We start from the raw sequence: 16,272 nt of genomic DNA on the forward strand, positions 1-16,272 counted from the left end.
GGGGTAAGGACGGCGGGGTACGGACCCGGGCGGGACGACCCAAATCCGTACCCCTCACCTCCGTACCTCTGCCTCCGTACGCGGCGCTCCGTACGCGGCGCTCCGTACGCGGCGCTCCGTGCTGCGTGCTCCGCCCGGTCAGCCGCGACGGCGGGCCAGGACCACCGCTCCCCCGCCCGCCGCCAGCAGCGCCACGGCGCCGCCCGCGATGTACGGGGTCGTCGAGCCGCCGCCGGTCTGCGCCAGGTCGGCCCGGGCGGGCGCGGCCTGGGCCTTGACGTCACCGGCCGGGGCGGCGCTCGGCTCGGCGGCCTGCTCCTGCCCCTGCTCCTGCGCCTCGCCCGGCCCCTGCTCCTCCCCCTTTCCCTGCTCCTCGTCCTTGCCCTCTTCCTGTTCCTGTTCCCGCTCCCGCCCTGCGGGGGCTTCGCAGGTCGCCTTCGCGAGGGTCAGGGTGCCTGTCACCTCGGCGACGTTGAGGCTCAACGGGTTCACGGAGACGGTGAGTTCGAGGGCGGTGGCGGCCGCCGTGCGGGAGGTGGTCTCGCGCTTCGACAGGTCCAGGCGGACCTCACCCACGCCCGGCACCTTCACGTCGGTCGTGCCGCCGGTGCTGACCGACACCTTCTTGCCCAGAACCGTCACCGAGCCGAGCAGGTTGGAGACCGCGACCGGCGTCTTCCCGGCCTCGCAGGTCGCCCTGGAGGTGACCGTGCCGACCTCGACGAGGGAGAGCAGCGGGAGGCCGGGCACGTGCAGCTTGGCGTGGGCGAGGCGGGTGGAGGCCTCGGCCCTGGTTCCGTCGACGGTCGCCTTCGCCTCGGCGACGTCCGCGCGCAGGACGCTGAAGGGTTTTCCGCCGTCGACGCCGTTCAACTCGGCCGTCAGCGCGGTCTTCTCGGCGCTGTGCGGAGCCTGCACCTCGTTGAGGGAGACGGCGAGCGGGATGTCGACGGTCTTGTCGAGCAGGGCCACGTCGAGGCCGGTGCGCAGGACGGACGCGCTCGCCCGGCCCTGGCCGGACGTAGCGTGGGCGGTGCCCGCGCCGGCCAGGGCCGCGGGACCCGCGGCCAGGGCCGTGACCGCGACGACGGTGGCGGCACGCCGGGCGCATGCGGGCAGCGGGAAGTTGTTGCCGTTCAAGGGTGGGACCCCCAGAAGAGAAATGCTTCGGGACCCCGCAAGAATTACGTACGAGGGGTGAACGGTCAGCAAGGTGACGCGAGTTCACTCCAACGTGAGTTTTCCGTGCGTGTCTTCGAATCCACCGGCACGCACGTTCTCCACGACCGCCCGGGGCACGGCGCTCTCAGCTCACGACCGTGCCGTTCAGTACCACCCGGCGCGGTGCCGCGAGCACCCGTACGTCGTCGCGCGGGTCGCTCTCGTAGACCACCAGGTCGGCCGGAGCGCCCTCGACCAGACCGGGTCGTCCGAGCCATTCGCGCGCGCCCCAGGTCGTCGCCGAGAGCGCCGCCAGCGGCGGGATGCCCGCCGTCACCAGTTCCGCGACCTCCGCGGCCACCAGACCGTGCGGCAGCGTGCCACCGGCGTCCGTGCCGACGAAGACCGGGATGCCGGCGTCGTAGGCGGAGCGGACGGTGTCGTAGCGGCGCTCGTGCAGCCGGCGCATATGGGCCGACCAGCGCGGGAACTTGGACTCGCCGCCGGCGGCGAGGGCCGGGAAGGTGGCGATGTTGACGAGGGTCGGCACGATCGCCACGCCTCGTGACGCGAACAGCGGGATCAGCTCGTCGGTCAGGCCCGTCGCGTGCTCGACGCAGTCGATGCCCGACTCGACCAGGTCGCGGAGCGAGTTCTCGGCGAAGCAGTGCGCCGTCACCCGCGCGCCCAGGCGGTGGGCCTCCGCGATGGCCGCCTCGGCCGCCTCCCGCGGCCAGCTGGGGGCCAGGTCGCCCACCTCGCGGTCGATCCAGTCGCCGACAAGCTTGACCCAGCCGTCGCCGCGCCGGGCCTCCCGCGCGACGTACGCGACCAGGTCCTCGGGCTCGATCTCGTGCGCGTAGCCGCGGATGTAGCGGCGGGTGCGGGCGAGGTGCCGGCCCGCCCGGATGATCTTCGGGAGGTCCTCGCGGTCGTCGACCCAGCGGGTGTCCGAGGGCGAGCCCGCGTCGCGGATCAGCAGGGCGCCCGCCTCGCGGTCGGTCAGCGCCTGCTTCTCGGCGACGTCCGCCTCGACGGGGCCGTGCGCGCCCAGGCCCACATGGCAGTGGGCGTCGACCAGGCCGGGCAGCGCCCAGCCCTCGACGGTCCGCACGTCGCGGGCGCCGACGGGACGGTCGTAGGTGATCCGGCCGTCGACGACCCACAGCCCGTCGCGGACATCGTCGGGCCCGGCAAGGACCCGGCCCTTCACGTGCAGCACCGAGTGATCGCTCATGCACCGCACCTTAGTGACCGACTAGTCTCCCTTGCCCAGCCGGTCGGAGGTCTCCTCCTCGACCTGGGCCATCGCCGGGTCGAGGAGGCGGGAGAGGAAGTGGCGGGTGCGCTCGTGGGTGGGGTTGCCGATGACCTCGGCCGGGGTGCCGTCCTCCACGATCACGCCGCCGTCCATGAAGACCACCCGGTCGGCGACCTCGCGGGCGAAGGTCATCTCGTGCGTGACGACCATCATCGTCATGCCCTCGTCGGCGAGCATCCGCATGACCGCGAGGACATCGCCGACCAGCTCCGGGTCGAGCGCGGAGGTCGGCTCGTCGAACAGCATCACCTCGGGGCCCATGGCCAGCGCTCGGGCGATCGCGACGCGCTGCTGCTGGCCGCCGGAGAGGGAGGCGGGGTAGGCGTCCGCCTTCTCCGACAGGCCCACCCGCTCCAGGTTCTCGGCGGCCACCTTCGCCGCCTCCGCCTTGCCGCGCCGCAGCACCCGGCGCTGCGGCAGCGTGAGGTTCTCGGTCACCGTCAGGTGCGGGAAGAGGTTGAACTGCTGGAAGACCATCCCGATACGGCGCCGTACGGCGTCGATGTCGACGTCGGGGTCGGTGAGTTCGGTGCCGCCGACGAAGACCTGGCCCTTGGTGGGCTCCTCCAGCAGGTTCACACAGCGCAGCAGTGTCGACTTGCCGGAGCCGGACGGGCCGATCACACAGACGACCTCGCCCTGGCCGATCTCCAGGTCGATGCCGCGCAGCACCTCGTTGGTGCCGAACGACTTGTGCAGGTCACGGACTTCGATCTCCGGTCGGCTCATTTCACGGCCTCCTGGGCCTTGGCCTCCATGCGCCGCACGACGAAGCCGAGCGGGATGGTCACCAGCAGGTAGCACAGGCCGGCGACCAGGATCGGCGTGGAGTTGGCGGTCGTGCTGGCCAGGTCACGGCCGTACTTGGACAGTTCGCGCTCCTCCAGCGTCACCCCGAGGAGCAGCACCAGGGAGGAGTCCTTGAAGAGCATGATCAGTTCGTTGGTGAGCGGCGGGAGGATGATCCGGAACGCCTGCGGGATGATCACCGAGACCATCGCACGTCCGGGCGAGAAGCCCAGCGACCGGGCCGCCTCCAGCTGTCCCTTGGGCACGGCCTGGATGCCCGCGCGGAAGGTCTCCGCCATGTAGGCGGCCCCGATCAGGCCGAGCCCGAGGGCCGCCTTGCCGTAGGTGCCGCCGACGATCTCCGTGCCGGGGAAGGCCAGCGGCACGGCCACGCCGATGAACACGAAGATCAGCAGGGCGGGCAGACCGCGGAAGATCTCGATGTAGACGCCGGCCAGCCAGCGGTACGGGCCGACGGAGGACAGCCGCATCAGGGCGATGACCAGGCCGAGCAGCAGGCCGAGGACGAAGCCGGACACCGTGTACAGCACGGTGTTCTTCAGCGCCAGCGTGATGACGTCCGGGAACATCTCCTTCGCGATGTCCCACTGGGCGAACTGGTTCTTCAGTCGGCCCCAGTCCGCCGTGACCGCGAAGACGATCACGGCGGCGACGAACACGACGTACTGCGCGCCGCGCGAGAGGCTGCGCTTCTGCCGCCGGGTCAGGCCCTTCTTCTTCGGTTGGAGTCGTACGTCGCTGTCGGCCATGGGGTCAGGAGGCCGAGGCGGCGGCGGACGGGGACGCGGCCGACTCGTCGTACGGCCCGATCCACTTCTCGTACAGCTTCTTGTAGGTGCCGTCGGCCTTCGCGTCCGCCAGCGCCTTGTTGATCGCGGCGACCAGCTTGGTGTTGCCCTTCTTCACCGTGAAGCCGTACTGCTCACCGGTGTTGAGGTTGTCGACGACCTTGAAGGCGTCGGCGTTGGCCTTGTCCTTCAGCCAGCCCTGGACGACCGGGAAGTCGATGATGACGGCCTTGACCTGGCCGGTGCGCAGACCGTTGAGGACGGCGTCGGAGGACTCGAAGGAGACCGGGTCGAAGCCCTGCTTCTTGGCGTAGTCCTCGCCGGTGGTCTGCGCCTGGGCGCCGAGCTTGACGCCCTTGGACTTCACGTCGGCGAGCGAGGTGACACCCGCGCCCTTGTCGACCAGGACGGCCTGGGTGGCCTCGAAGTACGGGTCGGAGAAGTCGACGTTCTTCTTGCGCTCGTCGGTGATGGTCATGCCGGCCGCGGCCAGATCGCACTCGCCGGAGTTCAGGAAGGCGCCGGTCTTGAAGTTCTCGAACGGCGTGTCGAGGATCTCCTGCTTCACGCCCAGGTTCTTGGCGGCCAGGTCGATCAGGGACACGTCGAAGCCCTGCACCTTGCCGTCGATCTCCGACTGGAAGGGCGGGTAGGGCAGGTGGGTGCAGGTGGTGAGCTGGCCCGCCTTGACGAGCTCGACCCCGCCGGCGGCGGTCTTGGAGCCGCTGCCGCCGTCATCGGTGGAGGTGCAGGCGGCGACGAGCATCAGCCCGGCCGTCACGGTGGTGGCGGCCAGGACGCGGGTCCGGCGGCCGGGGAGGGTGTTCACGGCGGGCCTTCCTGTAAGGGAACTGTGGGTTCCGATTATAAGGAGATGTTTGAGGCTCTCAAATCAAACCGATGGTCACCGGGCCGCGCGACCTGCGAAGTGACCGGTGGGGAGGGCGGGAGGGGTGGGGGGGCGTGCCGGTTAGTCTCGTCACCTCTACCCAGTGAGTGAAGAGAGCACCGCCGTGACACACCCGTTCCTGGATCTTGCCCCGCTGACCGCCGCACATTTCGCCTCGATCGAGGACCGCGTGGCGCGGCTGCTGGACACCCGGCAGGACGTCGTGATCATGCAGGGCGAGGCGCTGCTGCCGCTGGAGGGCGCGATCCGCGGCACGGCCGGTCCGGGCACGGTCGCACTGAACGTGATCACCGGTCCGTACGGGCAGACCTTCGGGGACTGGCTGCGGGACTGCGGCGCCACGGTGATCGATCTGGCCGTGCCCTTCCACACGGCGGTGACGGCCGAGCAGATCCGGGAGGCGTTCGCGGAGCACCCCGGGATCGACTTCGTGTCGCTGGTGCACGCGGAGGCGGCGACCGGCAACACCAACCCGGTCGCGGCGATCGGCGAGGTGGTGCGGGAGCACGGCGCGCTGTTCTACCTGGACGCGGTCGCCTCGATCGGCGCCGAGCCGGTGCTGCCGGACGCGTGGGGCGTGGACCTGTGCGTGATCGGCGCGCAGAAGGCGATGGGCGGCCCGGCGGGCGTGTCGGCGGTGTCGGTGAGCGAGCGGGCGTGGGCGCGGATGGCCGCGAACCCGAAGGCGCCGCGCCGGTCGTACCTGTCCCTGCTGGACTGGAAGGAGCGCTGGGTCGACGGCGGTCGCAAGGCGCTGCTGCACGCGCCGGCGCAGCTGGAGATGCTGGCGCTGGAGGCGTGTGTCGAGCGGATCGAGGCGGAGCGGCCGGAGACGGTGATGGCCCGGCACGCGTTGGCCGCCGCCGCGACGCGCGCGGGCGCGCTCGCGCTGGGCGGCGGGCTGGAGCCGTACGTGCGCGACGCGGCGGAGGCGGCGCCCGTCGCCACGACGCTGCGGACGCCGTCGGGGGTGGTGGCGTCGGAGCTGGTGGCGCGGGCGCTGGCGAGCGACCCCGGGCTGCCGCTGGCCGCGGGCGGGGGCGCGCTGGCCGGGGAGATGATCCGGGTCAACCACTATGGGGGCGACGCGACCGCCGGCGTGGTGCAGGGATGCCTGGCGGCGCTGGGTGCCGCGCTGGCGGAGAAGGGGCTGGACGTCGATCCGGCAGGGGCCCGGCGGGCCGCGGAGGGCGCCTGGCGGTAGGCGCCGCCGGGCCGGATCACCGGCCGTCGGATCACCGTCGGCCGGACCGGCGTCGGCCGGACCGGCGTCGGCCGGACCGGCGTCGGCCGGACCGGCGTCGGCCGGACCGGCGACATCCCGCTGTCGGTGCCGCCTGCCATGCTGCCCCCATGACCTCCGACACTCCCCTCATCCTCCCCGACGGCCGGCCCGTCCCCCTGCTGACCGGTGACGAACTCCCCATGCTGGAGAGCTGGTTGGCATTCCACCGGGCCACGCTCGAGCTGAAGTGCGCGGGGCTGGACGACGAGCAGCTGCGGCAACCCTCGGCAGCGCCCTCCGAGTTGACCCTGCTCGGTCTCGTCCAGCATCTCGCGGAGGTGGAACGCAACTGGTTCCAGCGGGCGTTCGCCGGGCTGGACGTGCCGCCCGTCTTCGAGGAGGGGACCGGGTACGCCCTCGAGGCCGGGCGGGACCTCGACGCGGCGCTGGCCGCCTGGCGGCGGGAGATCGCGCGCGGACGTGAGCTGATCGCCGGGCGGCCGCTCGAGGCCACCGGGCGGATCGCCGACGGGCCGATGGCCGGGCTCGAGGTCAGCCTGCGCTGGGTGCTCATCCACATGATCGAGGAGTACGCCCGGCACAACGGCCACGCGGACATTCTCCGGGAGCGTATCGACGGGGTTACCGGAGCCTGAATTCAAGGTAATTCACGAATTCCCGTCGGCCCCTTTCCCGTCCCCTTCTCGCTCCCCTTTCTCGACGATAGGTTTCCTGAGTTCTTCTGCCCCGATTCCCCGCACCTAAACGCGGGGAATTTCAGGCAGGTTTCGAGTGCGTGACGCATTGCACAAGCGAGGCGATATGCCCTTTTCGCGCGGTGCAAAAGCGGACGAAACGTCCATCTGTCCCGGCGGCATCACGGAATCACCACGGCCTCTCCATGCGTTATTGAATTTCCCTGGGTAAGTTCAATCCGCATGACTGCCGCACAAGCAGACCTACGTATCGACAGCCCGTCGGTGGAAGACGGCGCAGCGCTCTGGCGTCTCGCGAAGGAATCCGGAACCCTCGACCTGAACTCGTCCTACAGCTATCTGCTGTGGTGTCGCGACTTCGCCGCCACCTCGGCGGTGGCCCGCGCGGAGAACGGCGAGCCGGTCGGGTTCGTCACCGGGTACGTCCGGCCGGAGGACCCGCGGACCCTGCTGGTCTGGCAGGTGGCCGTCGACGCCGCGCACCGTGGTCGCGGCCTCGCCGCCGCCCTGCTGGACGGGCTGACCGCACGGGTCGCCGCCGAACGCCCGCTCACGGCCGTGGAGACCACGATCACGCCGGGCAACACCGCCTCCGAGCGGCTGTTCACCTCGTTCGCCGACCGGCACGGGGCGACCGTCACCCGTGAGGTGCTGTTCGGCGCCGGTCTGTTCCCCGACGGCCCGCACGACCCCGAGGTCCTGTACCGGATCGGCCCCCTCGCCTTCTGACCCGCGCGCCCCGCGTCCGCCCGCCTCTCCTTCCGACCCCCACTCCGAGGAGCGTTTCGTCGTGACCATCACCCAGCCCGACCTCAGCGTGTTCGAGACCCTCGAGTCCGAGGTGCGCAGCTACTGCCGCAGCTGGCCCGCCGTCTTCGACCGCGCGCAGGGCAGCCGGATGTACGACGAGGACGGTCACCGCTACCTGGACTTCTTCGCCGGTGCCGGATCCCTCAACTACGGCCACAACAACCCTGTGCTGAAACGGGCGTTGATCGACTACCTGATGCGGGACGGCGTCACGCACGGGCTCGACATGTCGACCGTGGCCAAGCGGACCTTCCTGCAGACCTTCCAGGATCTGGTGCTGCGGCCGCGTGACCTGCCCTACAAGGTCATGTTCCCGGGCCCGACCGGCACCAACGCCGTGGAGTCGGCCCTGAAGCTGGCGCGGAAGGTGAAGGGACGCGAGGCCATCGTCTCGTTCACCAACGCCTTCCACGGGATGTCCCTCGGGTCGCTCGCCGTGACCGGCAACGCCTTCAAGCGGGCCGGTGCCGGGGTACCGCTGGTGCACGGTACGCCCATGCCGTTCGACAACTACTTCGAGGGCCAGGTACCCGACTTCCTCTGGTTCGAGCGGCTGCTCGAGGACCAGGGATCCGGGCTCAACAAGCCGGCCGCCGTGATCGTCGAGACCGTGCAGGGCGAGGGCGGCATCAACGTCGCGCGTCCGGAGTGGCTGCGGGCGCTCAAGGACCTGTGCGAACGCCAGGACATGCTGCTGATCGTCGACGACATCCAGATGGGATGCGGGCGCACCGGGGCCTTCTTCTCCTTCGAGGAGGCCGGGATCGTCCCCGACATCGTGACCGTCTCCAAGTCGATCAGCGGCTACGGACTGCCCATGTCGCTCTGCCTGTTCAAGCCCGAGCTGGACGTGTGGGAGCCGGGTGAGCACAACGGCACCTTCCGCGGCAACAACCCGGCCTTCGTCACCGCCACCGCCGCCCTGGAGACGTACTGGGCCGACGGGTCCGCGATGGAGAAGCAGACCCGGACGCGGGGCGAACAGATCGAGCAGGGGCTCATCTCGATCACCGAGGAGAACCTCGCCGACGTCAAGGAGTACCGGGGCCGCGGCCTGGTGTGGGGCCTGGAGTTCCACGAGAAGGCGCGGGCCGGGCGGGTCGCGAAGCGGGCCTTCGAGCTCGGGCTGCTGATCGAGACGTCCGGTCCGGAGAGCGAGGTCGTCAAACTGCTGCCGGCCCTGACCATCACCCCCGAGGAACTGGACGAGGGCCTCAGTGTCATCGCCCGCGCCGTACGGGAGACCGTCTGACGTCCTCGGACCCCGTATCCCCTACCTAGGAGGCATCGCACCACCGTGATCGTCCGTTCGTTCAAGGACATCGAAGGCACCGACCGGCATGTGCGGGCGGCGTCCGGCACCTGGGAGAGCAAGCGCATCGTGCTCGCTCAGGAACGGGTCGGGTTCTCGCTGCACGAAACGATTCTGTACGCGGGTACCGAGACGTCGATGTGGTACGCGAACCACATCGAGGCCGTCGTCTGCGTCGAGGGCGCGGCCGAACTGACCGACCACGAGACCGGGCGGACGCACAGCATCACGCCCGGCACCATGTACCTCCTCGACGGGCACGAGCGGCACACGCTGCGCGTCAAGGAGGACTTCCGCTGCATCTGCGTGTTCAACCCGCCCGTCACGGGGCGGGAGGACCACGACGAGAACGGCGTGTACCCCCTGCTGACCGAGCCCGAGGAGGTGTAAGCATCGTGACCACCCTCACCGATCTCTACCCCACCCGTGGCACCACCGAGGTGTCCGTACCCCGCAAGGACCCCGTCGTCTGGGGCTCCCCCGACGCGCCGGGCCCCATCCCGGCGGCCGGCCTCCAGGAGTACGAGCGCGACGGCTTCCTCGCCGTCGACCGGTTGATCAGCGACGACGAGGTCACCGTCTGCCGACGGGAGCTGGAGCGGCTGGTCGCCGACCCGGAGATCCGGGCCGACGGGCGCTCGATCGTCGAGCCGAAGTCCAAGGAGATCCGCTCCGTCTTCGAGGTGCACAAGCTCAGTCCCGTGTTCGCCGCGCTCGTCCGCGACGAGCGGGTCGTGGGGCGCGCCCGGCAGATCCTGGGCTCGGACGTGTACGTGCACCAGTCGCGGATCAACGTCAAGCCGGGCTTCGGGGCCGGGGGCTTCTACTGGCACTCCGACTTCGAGACCTGGCACGCCGAGGACGGTCTGCCGAACATGCGGACGGTGTCCGTGTCGATCGCGCTGACCGAGAACCTCGACACCAACGGCGGGCTCATGATCATGCCGGGCTCGCACCGGACGTTCCTCGGCTGCGCCGGGGCGACGCCCGAGGACAACTACAAGAAGTCGCTCCAGATGCAGGACGCGGGCACCCCCTCGGACGAGGCGCTGACCGCGATGGCCGGCGACTACGGCATCAAGTTGTTCACGGGCAAGGCCGGTTCGGCGACCTGGTTCGACTGCAACTGCATGCACGGGTCCGGCGACAACATCACGCCGTTCCCGCGCAGCAACGTGTTCATCGTGTTCAACAGCGTGGAGAACACGGCCGTGGAGCCGTTCGCGGCACCGGTCCGCCGGCCGGAGTACATCGGCGCGCGGGACTTCACGCCGGTGCGCTGAACCGGTTCCCGCAGGCTGCGCCGGCAGGCCCGGACGCCCCCACCCGGATCGGGTGGCGGCGTCCGGGCCTGCCGTGCGTCGGGGCCGCCGTGCTTCCGGGCCTGCCGCGCGTCGGATCCTCAGGCCGCGAGGGCGTCGAGCAGCCGGTCGACGTCCGCGGGCGTGTTGAACAGGTGGAAGGAAGCGCGCAGATGGCCCGAGCGATCGGAGACCTGGATCCCGGCGGCGGCCAGCTCGGGCTGACGGAAGCCGAGTCCGGGCACCGAGACGATCGCGGAGCCGGGCGCCGCGACGGGCCGGTGGCCCAGCCCGGCGAGTCCCGCGCGGAAGCGGTCGGCCAGGGCGAGGTCGTGGGCGCCGATCGCCGCCACGCCGAGTTCCTCCACCAGTTCGAGGGAACGGCGCAGTCCGGCGTAGGTGAACAGGGCGTGCGTCAGGTCGAACCGCCGGGCCGAGCGGGCGAGTTCGGCCACCGGTCCGTAGCAGCTGTCCCAGGGCCGCTCGCCGGCCACCCATCCGGCGAGGACCGGTGACAGCCCGCCGAAGTCCTCCGGTACCACCAGGAAGGCCGCACCGTGCGGGCCGAGCAGCCACTTGAAGGAGACGGCGGCGGAGAAGTCATGGGCGTCGGCGTCCGTCGCAAGCCAGCCGGCCGACTGCGAGAAGTCGACGTAGGTACGGGCGCCGTGCGTCCTGGCCGCCTCGCGCAGGGCGGGGAGGTCGGCGATCCGGCCGTCGGCGGACTGGGCGGCGCTCACCGCGACCAGTGCCGTGCCGGGGCGGACGGACTCGGCGATCCGCTCCAGCGGGACGGCGCGGACCTTGAGGTCCCCGCGGACGTGGAACGGGTTGAGTACGGAGGTGAAGTCGTCCTCGGCGGTGAGCACTTCCGCGCCCGCGGGGAGCGAGGCGGCGATCACGCCGGTGTGCGCGGCGACCGAGGCGCCCAGCGCCACCCGGGTGACCGGGACGCCGGCCAGCCGGGCGTACGCGGCCCGGCAGGCCTCCACGTCCTCGTGCAGCGGGGTGAGCGGCCTGCCCTCGGCGCGCAGCACCGCCGCCTCGTGCAGGGCGGCGACGGTACGGGCCGGCAGCAGGCCGTTGCTCGCCGTGTTCAGGTACGTGGTCTTCGGGGTGAACTCGGCGCGGACGAGGCTCTCGAAGGTCTCCATGCGTCCACTGTGGGACCCCGGGACCCCCTCGTCCATTGCCGATTTTTACGTGATTCCACTAAGGAGAGCTTATAGATCGGCTCTCACCTGCGGGTTTCACTGCTGCGGGACCGCGCACCCGTCCGGGCCGCAGGCCTGTGCGCCGCCGTCGTCGATCAGCTTCAGCGGGGAACGGTCGCCCCAGGCCTGCGTGAGGGCCTGGCTGAAGACCTCTGCGGGCTGGGCCCCGGAGACACCGTAGGCGCGGTCGAGGACGAAGAAGGGCACGCCGTTCGCCCCGAGCTGAGCGGCCTCGCGCTCGTCGGCGCGGACCTCGTCGGCGTAGCGGGCCGGGTCGGCGAGGACCGCGCGGGCGGCCTCGGCGTCCAGACCGGCCTCGGCGGCCAGTTCCACGAGCCGCTCGTCGCCCTCGGAGAAGACGGACCGCTCCTCGGCGAAGTTCGCCCGGTAGAGGAGCTGGATCAGCTCGTCCTGCCGGCCGTGTTCCTTGGCGAAGTGCAGCAGGCGGTGCATGTCGAAGGTGTTGCCGTGGTCGCGGTCCCGGGTGCGGTAGTCGAGGCCCTCGGCGGCGGCCTGGGCGCCCAGGTTCTCCTCGCCGGACTGCGCCTGCGCCTCGCTCATCCCGTACTTCTTGGTGAGCATGGCCAGTACGGGCTGGACGTCGCCCTTCGCGCGGCCCGGGTCCAGCTCGAAGGAGCGGTGCACCACCTCGACCTGGTCACGGTGCGGGAAGGCCGCGAGCGCCTTCTCGAAGCGGGCCTTGCCCACGTAGCACCAGGGGCAGGCGATGTCGCTCCAGATCTCGACGCGCATGTCTCGGCTCTCTCCAGGTCGTGCGGCTGGGTACGGAGCTCCCCCGCGGGAGATCCGCACGGAGGTTCCCTCCGGCGAGTGCATGAACGTTCAAGCAGGACGTTTCATTCCCCGGCCGCTCCCCGGGCTGCTCGCGGTCACTCCCCCCGCCGCTCCCCGGTCACTCCCCCGGCCGCTCCCTGGTCACGGCGTACCTCAGCCAGAGGTGGTGCTCGCCCTCGCCGGGCGGGTTCTCCGGGTCCGGGCTCCAGCCCTGCCGGGCGTAGAACGCCTGGGCCCGCCGGTTGTCGACGTGCACGTCGAGCACGGCCGTGCGCCGCCCGTCCGCGCGCCACTGCTCGACGCAGGCCGTGTGCAGGTCCGTACCGATCCCCGAACGCCAGTGGTCGGGGTCGACGTGGAACTGGAACAGCTTGACCGTGTGCGCGGGCGCGCCCTCCGGCGTGCGGAAGGAGGCCAGACCGACGAGCCGCCCCTGCTCGACGACGCACAGCACATGGCCGTCGGGCCGCTCGATGGCCGCGCGCCAGGCGGCGAGCCAGTCGGTGCCGTCCTGCGGGACCCCGTCGGGGTAGTACGTGGCCCGGGCGCGCGCGTGCAGCGCGGCGACCCTCTCCGCCTCGGCGGGAACGGCGGTGCGGATCACCCGGTTTCCCCTGACACGTTCTTCGATCATGCAGGTGAGGACGAAAGGGCTCTCGCGCCGGTTCCGGCCGGCTAGTGCTGCGACCGGAAAGGTTCACCGGCTCGCGACGCCCGGCACGGCACTAGCTTCCGTCCCGCAGGTCGTCCGGCCACTCGGTCCTGAACTCGAGATGGTCGTAGGTCACGACGCACCCCTCGCCCATCGGTGACTGCGTCATGAAGCCGACCAGGGCCGCGCCGGTCTCCTTCTCCTCGCCCAGTGTGAACAGGCGGACGAAGGTCCACCTCTTGCCGTCCCGGGAGGCGTGGAAGGCGAAGGCACGGCCGGTCCTGCTCACCCGGAGCCAGACCGAACTGCCCTCCACGGTGAAGGAGTTGGCGTCGTCGGAGTGTCCTCGGGTGACCACCGTGCAGACGGTGGCCACGTCCGGGGAGTACTCCAGGCACAGCTTGGCCCAGGCCCGCTCACCGACGTGGACGTACAACACGCCCGCGTCGAAGGCCCAGTTGAATCCGACGGTCACGCGGGCGATGAGCTGGAAGTCACCCTCCGGCGCCCCCAGCAGCCGGGGCGCGTCGGCGGCGGATTCCACCCCGTCGCCGGTGGGCGGCACGAACCGGTCCTGCCGGGCCCCGGCCCACCCGGTGAGCACCCCGTTCTCGTGGGACCAGTGCCCGTCGGGCCCGTAAGTACGCAGGGGAAAGGGCAGTTCGGGAAGCGAGACGTCCATGACCTCATCATCTCAGGGAGCGGAGAAACCGAGAGGCGCGGGGGACGGGCGCGACAAGCCACCGGAAGGCTGCGCCCGATGATCCACCGCGCACGGTCCACCGCGCCACTCGACGCCGCCCGCGCGGAGCGCTACCGCTCCAGACGCCCGTTGAACCGGCGAGGCAGCCCCAGCTCGTTCTCGTCCCGCAGCTCCACGGGCAGCAGCGCCGCGGGAGCGTTCTGGTAGGCGACCGGCCGCAGCCACCGCTCGATGGCGGTCCCGCCGACCGAGGTGGACGTGGAGGTGGTGGCCGGGTACGGGCCGCCGTGATGCTGGGCCGGCGCGACGGCGACGCCCGTGGGCCAGCCGTTCACCAGCACGCGCCCGGCCAGCGGGGTCAGCTCCGCGAGGATCTCGCCGCCCCTGCCCTCGCCCGCGGCCTCTCCCTCGGACAGCTGGACGGTCGCCGTGAGGTTTCCGGGCAGGCGCGACAGCACCGCCTTGACCTCGCCCTCGTCGTCGTAGCGGACCACGACGGTGACCGGCCCGAAGCACTCTTCGAGCAGCAGGTCGTGCGCGCCCTCGGCGGCCAGCCGGGAGGCCGGCACGGTCAGGAAGCCCGCGCTGACGGTGTGCTCCCCGCCGGCGCCGGGCGTCACCGGCGACTCCACGTCGGGCAGCTCGGCCCGCTCGGCGACCCCGGCGATGAAGTTGTCGCGCATCCGGTGGTCCAGCAGCACGCCCGCGTCGGTGTCGCTCACCGCGTCCGTGAGCGACTTGACCAGGCCGTCGCCGGCCGCGCCGGACGGCACCAGGACCAGCCCCGGCTTCACGCAGAACTGGCCGACACCCAGCGTCATGGACCCGGCGAGGCCGGTGCCGATCGCCTCGGCCCGCTCGGCCGCGGCCGCCTCGGTCACCACGACCGGGTTCAGCGACCCCAGCTCGCCGTGGAACGGGATCGGCACCGGACGGGCCGCCGCCGCGTCGAACAGCGCGCGTCCGCCCCGGATCGATCCGGTGAAACCGGCCGCGGCGACCAGCGGGTGCTTGATCAGCTCGACGCCGGCCTCGAAGCCGTGGAGCAGGCCCAGCACACCCGCCGGGATGCCGTGCTCGGCCGCGGCCGTGCGCACCACCTTGGCGACCAGCTCGGACAGGCCCGGGTGGTCGGGGTGGGACTTGACGACGACCGGGTTGCCCGCCGCGAGCGCGCTGGCGGTGTCACCGCCGGCGACGGAGAAGGCGAAGGGGAAGTTGGACGCCGAGTACACGGCCACCACCCCGAGCGGCACCTTGTAGCGGCGCAGGTCGGGAATGGGCGGGGTGGCGGTGTCGTCGGGGTGGCTGATGACGACGTCGAGGAACGCGCCCTCGTTGACGATGTCGGCGAACGCGCGCAGCTGGTAGCAGGTGCGGGCGAGCTCTCCGGTCAGCCGGACCGGGCCGAGCGCGGTCTCCGCGTCGGCCACCTCCACGAGCGTGTCCTTCGCCGCCTGGAGCCGGTCGGCCGCGGAACGCAGGAAGGCGGAGCGGACGCTACGGTCGGCGAGGAAGCCGCGCGCCTCATGGGCGGCGCGGACGACGGCGTCGACCTCCTGGGCCGTGGCCTCCACCGCAACCTGTTCACGCTGCTTCCCGGTTCGGGGGTCGACACTCCAGACTGGTGCTGCTGCCACCGCGGGTCCCTCCACGCTTGGTTCTGACCACGTTTGGTACTGGCTCACGCATCAGGCTCGTTCGATATACTGAACGCTGTCTCTGATGATGAATATGCTGTCGGAGCGTATTTCCCGTCGAACGAAGGGGTCAAGGGCGATGTCGGCTGGCGAGACGGGGGGCGGAGCGCAGGTCAAGTCCGCGGTGCGGACGGTTGAGCTGCTGGAATACTTCGCCGGCCGCCCAGGAATGCACTCTCTGGCGTCGGTCCAGGAGGCCGTCGGCTATCCCAAGTCCAGTCTCTACATGCTGCTGCGCACGCTGGTGGAGCTGGGCTGGGTGGAGACGGACGCGACGGGCACGCGGTACGGCATCGGGGTACGGGCGCTGCTCGTCGGCACGTCCTACATCGACGGCGACGAGGTGGTCGCGGCCGCCCGCCCCACCCTGGACCGGCTCTCGGACGACACCACCGAGACCATCCACCTGGCCCGGCTCGACGGCACGAACGTCGTGTACCTCGCCACCCGCCAGTCCCAGCACTACCTGCGCCCGTTCACCCGGGTCGGGCGCCGTCTCCCCGCCCACTCCACCTCGCTGGGCAAGGCGCTGCTGAGCACCTACACCGACGAGCAGGTCCGCAAGCTGCTGCCGGAGACGCTGCCCGCGCTGACCGAGCACACGATCACGGACCGCGAGAAGCTCATCGAGGAGCTGCACCAGATCCGTGAGCAGGGCTTCTCGGTGGACCGCGAGGAGAACACCTTGGGCCTGCGCTGCTTCGGCGTGGCGATCCCGTACCGCACGCCGGCCCGGGACGCGATCAGCTGCTCGGTGCCGGTGGCGAGGCTCACCCCCGCGCACGAGCAGCTGGTGAAGGACGCGCTGTTCGACGCACGCGACCGGCTCACCCTGGCCACCCGTAGGCTCTGAG

Annotated in this window: 17 protein-coding genes; 7 read left to right on the forward strand and 10 right to left on the reverse strand. The window is 71.1% G+C overall.

Annotation, left to right across the window (positions count from 1 at the left end):
- Window positions 1–138: 138 nt before the first annotated feature.
- The 5 genes from ASD48_RS00375 to ASD48_RS00395 form a co-directional block, all read right to left on the reverse strand.
- Window positions 139–1,140: an SCO1860 family LAETG-anchored protein gene (locus tag ASD48_RS00375; protein WP_057599296.1), complete on the reverse strand. Its 1,002-nt coding sequence runs from the start codon at window positions 1,138–1,140 to the stop codon at window positions 139–141.
- A gap of 166 nt (window positions 1,141–1,306) precedes the next feature.
- The gene (locus tag ASD48_RS00380; RefSeq protein WP_057599297.1) at window positions 1,307–2,398 is read right to left on the reverse strand and encodes an amidohydrolase family protein; all 1,092 of its coding nucleotides are present in this window, start codon (window positions 2,396–2,398) and stop codon (window positions 1,307–1,309) included.
- Window positions 2,399–2,419: 21 nt separating this feature from the next.
- Entirely contained in the window at window positions 2,420–3,211 is a 792-nt protein-coding gene (locus ASD48_RS00385) for an amino acid ABC transporter ATP-binding protein (protein WP_057599298.1), read from the reverse strand.
- Window positions 3,208–4,041: an amino acid ABC transporter permease gene (locus ASD48_RS00390; RefSeq protein WP_057599299.1), complete on the reverse strand. Its 834-nt coding sequence runs from the start codon at window positions 4,039–4,041 to the stop codon at window positions 3,208–3,210. Before ASD48_RS00390 ends, ASD48_RS00385 begins: the two co-directional genes overlap by 4 nt.
- A 4-nt stretch (window positions 4,042–4,045) precedes the next feature.
- On the reverse strand, window positions 4,046–4,909 hold the full coding sequence (locus ASD48_RS00395) for a transporter substrate-binding domain-containing protein (protein ID WP_057599300.1): 864 nt from the start codon (window positions 4,907–4,909) through the stop codon (window positions 4,046–4,048).
- 184 nt (window positions 4,910–5,093) lie between these two features.
- Between ASD48_RS00395 and ASD48_RS00400 the strand changes: the two genes are divergently transcribed.
- The 6 genes from ASD48_RS00400 (at window position 5,094) to thpD (ending at window position 10,336) form a co-directional block, all read left to right on the forward strand.
- Complete coding sequence (locus tag ASD48_RS00400; RefSeq protein ID WP_057599301.1) at window positions 5,094–6,194, forward strand: aminotransferase class V-fold PLP-dependent enzyme; 1,101 nt, start codon at window positions 5,094–5,096, stop codon at window positions 6,192–6,194.
- Window positions 6,195–6,343: 149 nt separating this feature from the next.
- Window positions 6,344–6,871 (forward strand): DinB family protein, encoded by a 528-nt coding sequence (locus ASD48_RS00405; protein ID WP_057599302.1) that lies wholly within the window; start codon window positions 6,344–6,346, stop codon window positions 6,869–6,871.
- A gap of 282 nt (window positions 6,872–7,153) precedes the next feature.
- A complete protein-coding gene (gene ectA / locus ASD48_RS00410) occupies window positions 7,154–7,660 on the forward strand; it encodes a diaminobutyrate acetyltransferase (protein ID WP_057599303.1) in 507 nt (168 codons plus the stop codon).
- A 61-nt stretch (window positions 7,661–7,721) separates the two neighbouring features.
- Window positions 7,722–8,993: a diaminobutyrate--2-oxoglutarate transaminase gene (ectB, locus tag ASD48_RS00415; protein WP_057599304.1), complete on the forward strand. Its 1,272-nt coding sequence runs from the start codon at window positions 7,722–7,724 to the stop codon at window positions 8,991–8,993.
- A gap of 45 nt (window positions 8,994–9,038) precedes the next feature.
- Window positions 9,039–9,443: an ectoine synthase gene (locus ASD48_RS00420; RefSeq protein WP_057599305.1), complete on the forward strand. Its 405-nt coding sequence runs from the start codon at window positions 9,039–9,041 to the stop codon at window positions 9,441–9,443.
- A 5-nt stretch (window positions 9,444–9,448) separates the two neighbouring features.
- Window positions 9,449–10,336, forward strand: a complete 888-nt coding sequence (gene thpD, locus ASD48_RS00425; protein ID WP_057599306.1) for an ectoine hydroxylase — start codon at window positions 9,449–9,451, stop codon at window positions 10,334–10,336.
- 119 nt (window positions 10,337–10,455) lie between these two features.
- On the opposite strand, the gene ASD48_RS00430 is transcribed toward thpD, so the two are convergent.
- The 5 genes from ASD48_RS00430 to ASD48_RS00450 all read right to left on the reverse strand — a co-directional run bounded on the left by ASD48_RS00430 (window position 10,456) and on the right by ASD48_RS00450 (window position 15,358).
- Window positions 10,456–11,508 (reverse strand): aminotransferase class V-fold PLP-dependent enzyme, encoded by a 1,053-nt coding sequence (locus ASD48_RS00430; RefSeq protein ID WP_057599307.1) that lies wholly within the window; start codon window positions 11,506–11,508, stop codon window positions 10,456–10,458.
- A gap of 96 nt (window positions 11,509–11,604) precedes the next feature.
- A complete protein-coding gene (locus ASD48_RS00435; RefSeq protein ID WP_057599308.1) occupies window positions 11,605–12,321 on the reverse strand; it encodes a DsbA family oxidoreductase in 717 nt (238 codons plus the stop codon).
- Between the two features lie 160 nt (window positions 12,322–12,481).
- Window positions 12,482–12,997: a GNAT family N-acetyltransferase gene (locus ASD48_RS00440; RefSeq protein ID WP_199875602.1), complete on the reverse strand. Its 516-nt coding sequence runs from the start codon at window positions 12,995–12,997 to the stop codon at window positions 12,482–12,484.
- A 91-nt stretch (window positions 12,998–13,088) separates the two neighbouring features.
- Window positions 13,089–13,697, reverse strand: a complete 609-nt coding sequence (locus tag ASD48_RS00445) for a DUF1349 domain-containing protein (RefSeq protein ID WP_057599309.1) — start codon at window positions 13,695–13,697, stop codon at window positions 13,089–13,091.
- A 131-nt stretch (window positions 13,698–13,828) separates the two neighbouring features.
- Complete coding sequence (locus tag ASD48_RS00450; protein ID WP_079073554.1) at window positions 13,829–15,358, reverse strand: aldehyde dehydrogenase (NADP(+)); 1,530 nt, start codon at window positions 15,356–15,358, stop codon at window positions 13,829–13,831.
- Window positions 15,359–15,497: 139 nt separating this feature from the next.
- Between ASD48_RS00450 and ASD48_RS00455 the strand changes: the two genes are divergently transcribed.
- Window positions 15,498–16,271 (forward strand): IclR family transcriptional regulator, encoded by a 774-nt coding sequence (locus tag ASD48_RS00455; protein WP_020130471.1) that lies wholly within the window; start codon window positions 15,498–15,500, stop codon window positions 16,269–16,271.
- Window position 16,272 lies beyond the last annotated feature (1 nt).

It is taken from the genome of Streptomyces sp. Root1310 (genome assembly GCF_001426425.1).
Lineage (GTDB): Bacteria > Actinomycetota > Actinomycetes > Streptomycetales > Streptomycetaceae > Streptomyces.

Excerpts from the sequence above, each read along its gene's own strand:
- ASD48_RS00435 (WP_057599308.1), bottom strand. The coding sequence starts at position 12,321 with ATGCGCGTCGAGATCTGGAGCGACATCGCCTGCCCCTGGTGCTACGTG.
- ASD48_RS00380 (WP_057599297.1), bottom strand. The coding sequence starts at position 2,398 with ATGAGCGATCACTCGGTGCTGCACGTGAAGGGCCGGGTCCTTGCCGGG.
- ASD48_RS00405 (WP_057599302.1), top strand. The coding sequence starts at position 6,344 with ATGACCTCCGACACTCCCCTCATCCTCCCCGACGGCCGGCCCGTCCCC.
- ectA (WP_057599303.1), top strand. The coding sequence starts at position 7,154 with ATGACTGCCGCACAAGCAGACCTACGTATCGACAGCCCGTCGGTGGAA.
- ASD48_RS00390 (WP_057599299.1), bottom strand. The coding sequence starts at position 4,041 with ATGGCCGACAGCGACGTACGACTCCAACCGAAGAAGAAGGGCCTGACC.
- ASD48_RS00455 (WP_020130471.1), top strand. The coding sequence starts at position 15,498 with ATGTCGGCTGGCGAGACGGGGGGCGGAGCGCAGGTCAAGTCCGCGGTG.
- ASD48_RS00430 (WP_057599307.1), bottom strand. The coding sequence starts at position 11,508 with ATGGAGACCTTCGAGAGCCTCGTCCGCGCCGAGTTCACCCCGAAGACC.
- ASD48_RS00445 (WP_057599309.1), bottom strand. The coding sequence starts at position 13,697 with ATGGACGTCTCGCTTCCCGAACTGCCCTTTCCCCTGCGTACTTACGGG.
- ASD48_RS00440 (WP_199875602.1), bottom strand. The coding sequence starts at position 12,997 with ATGATCGAAGAACGTGTCAGGGGAAACCGGGTGATCCGCACCGCCGTT.
- ASD48_RS00385 (WP_057599298.1), bottom strand. The coding sequence starts at position 3,211 with ATGAGCCGACCGGAGATCGAAGTCCGTGACCTGCACAAGTCGTTCGGC.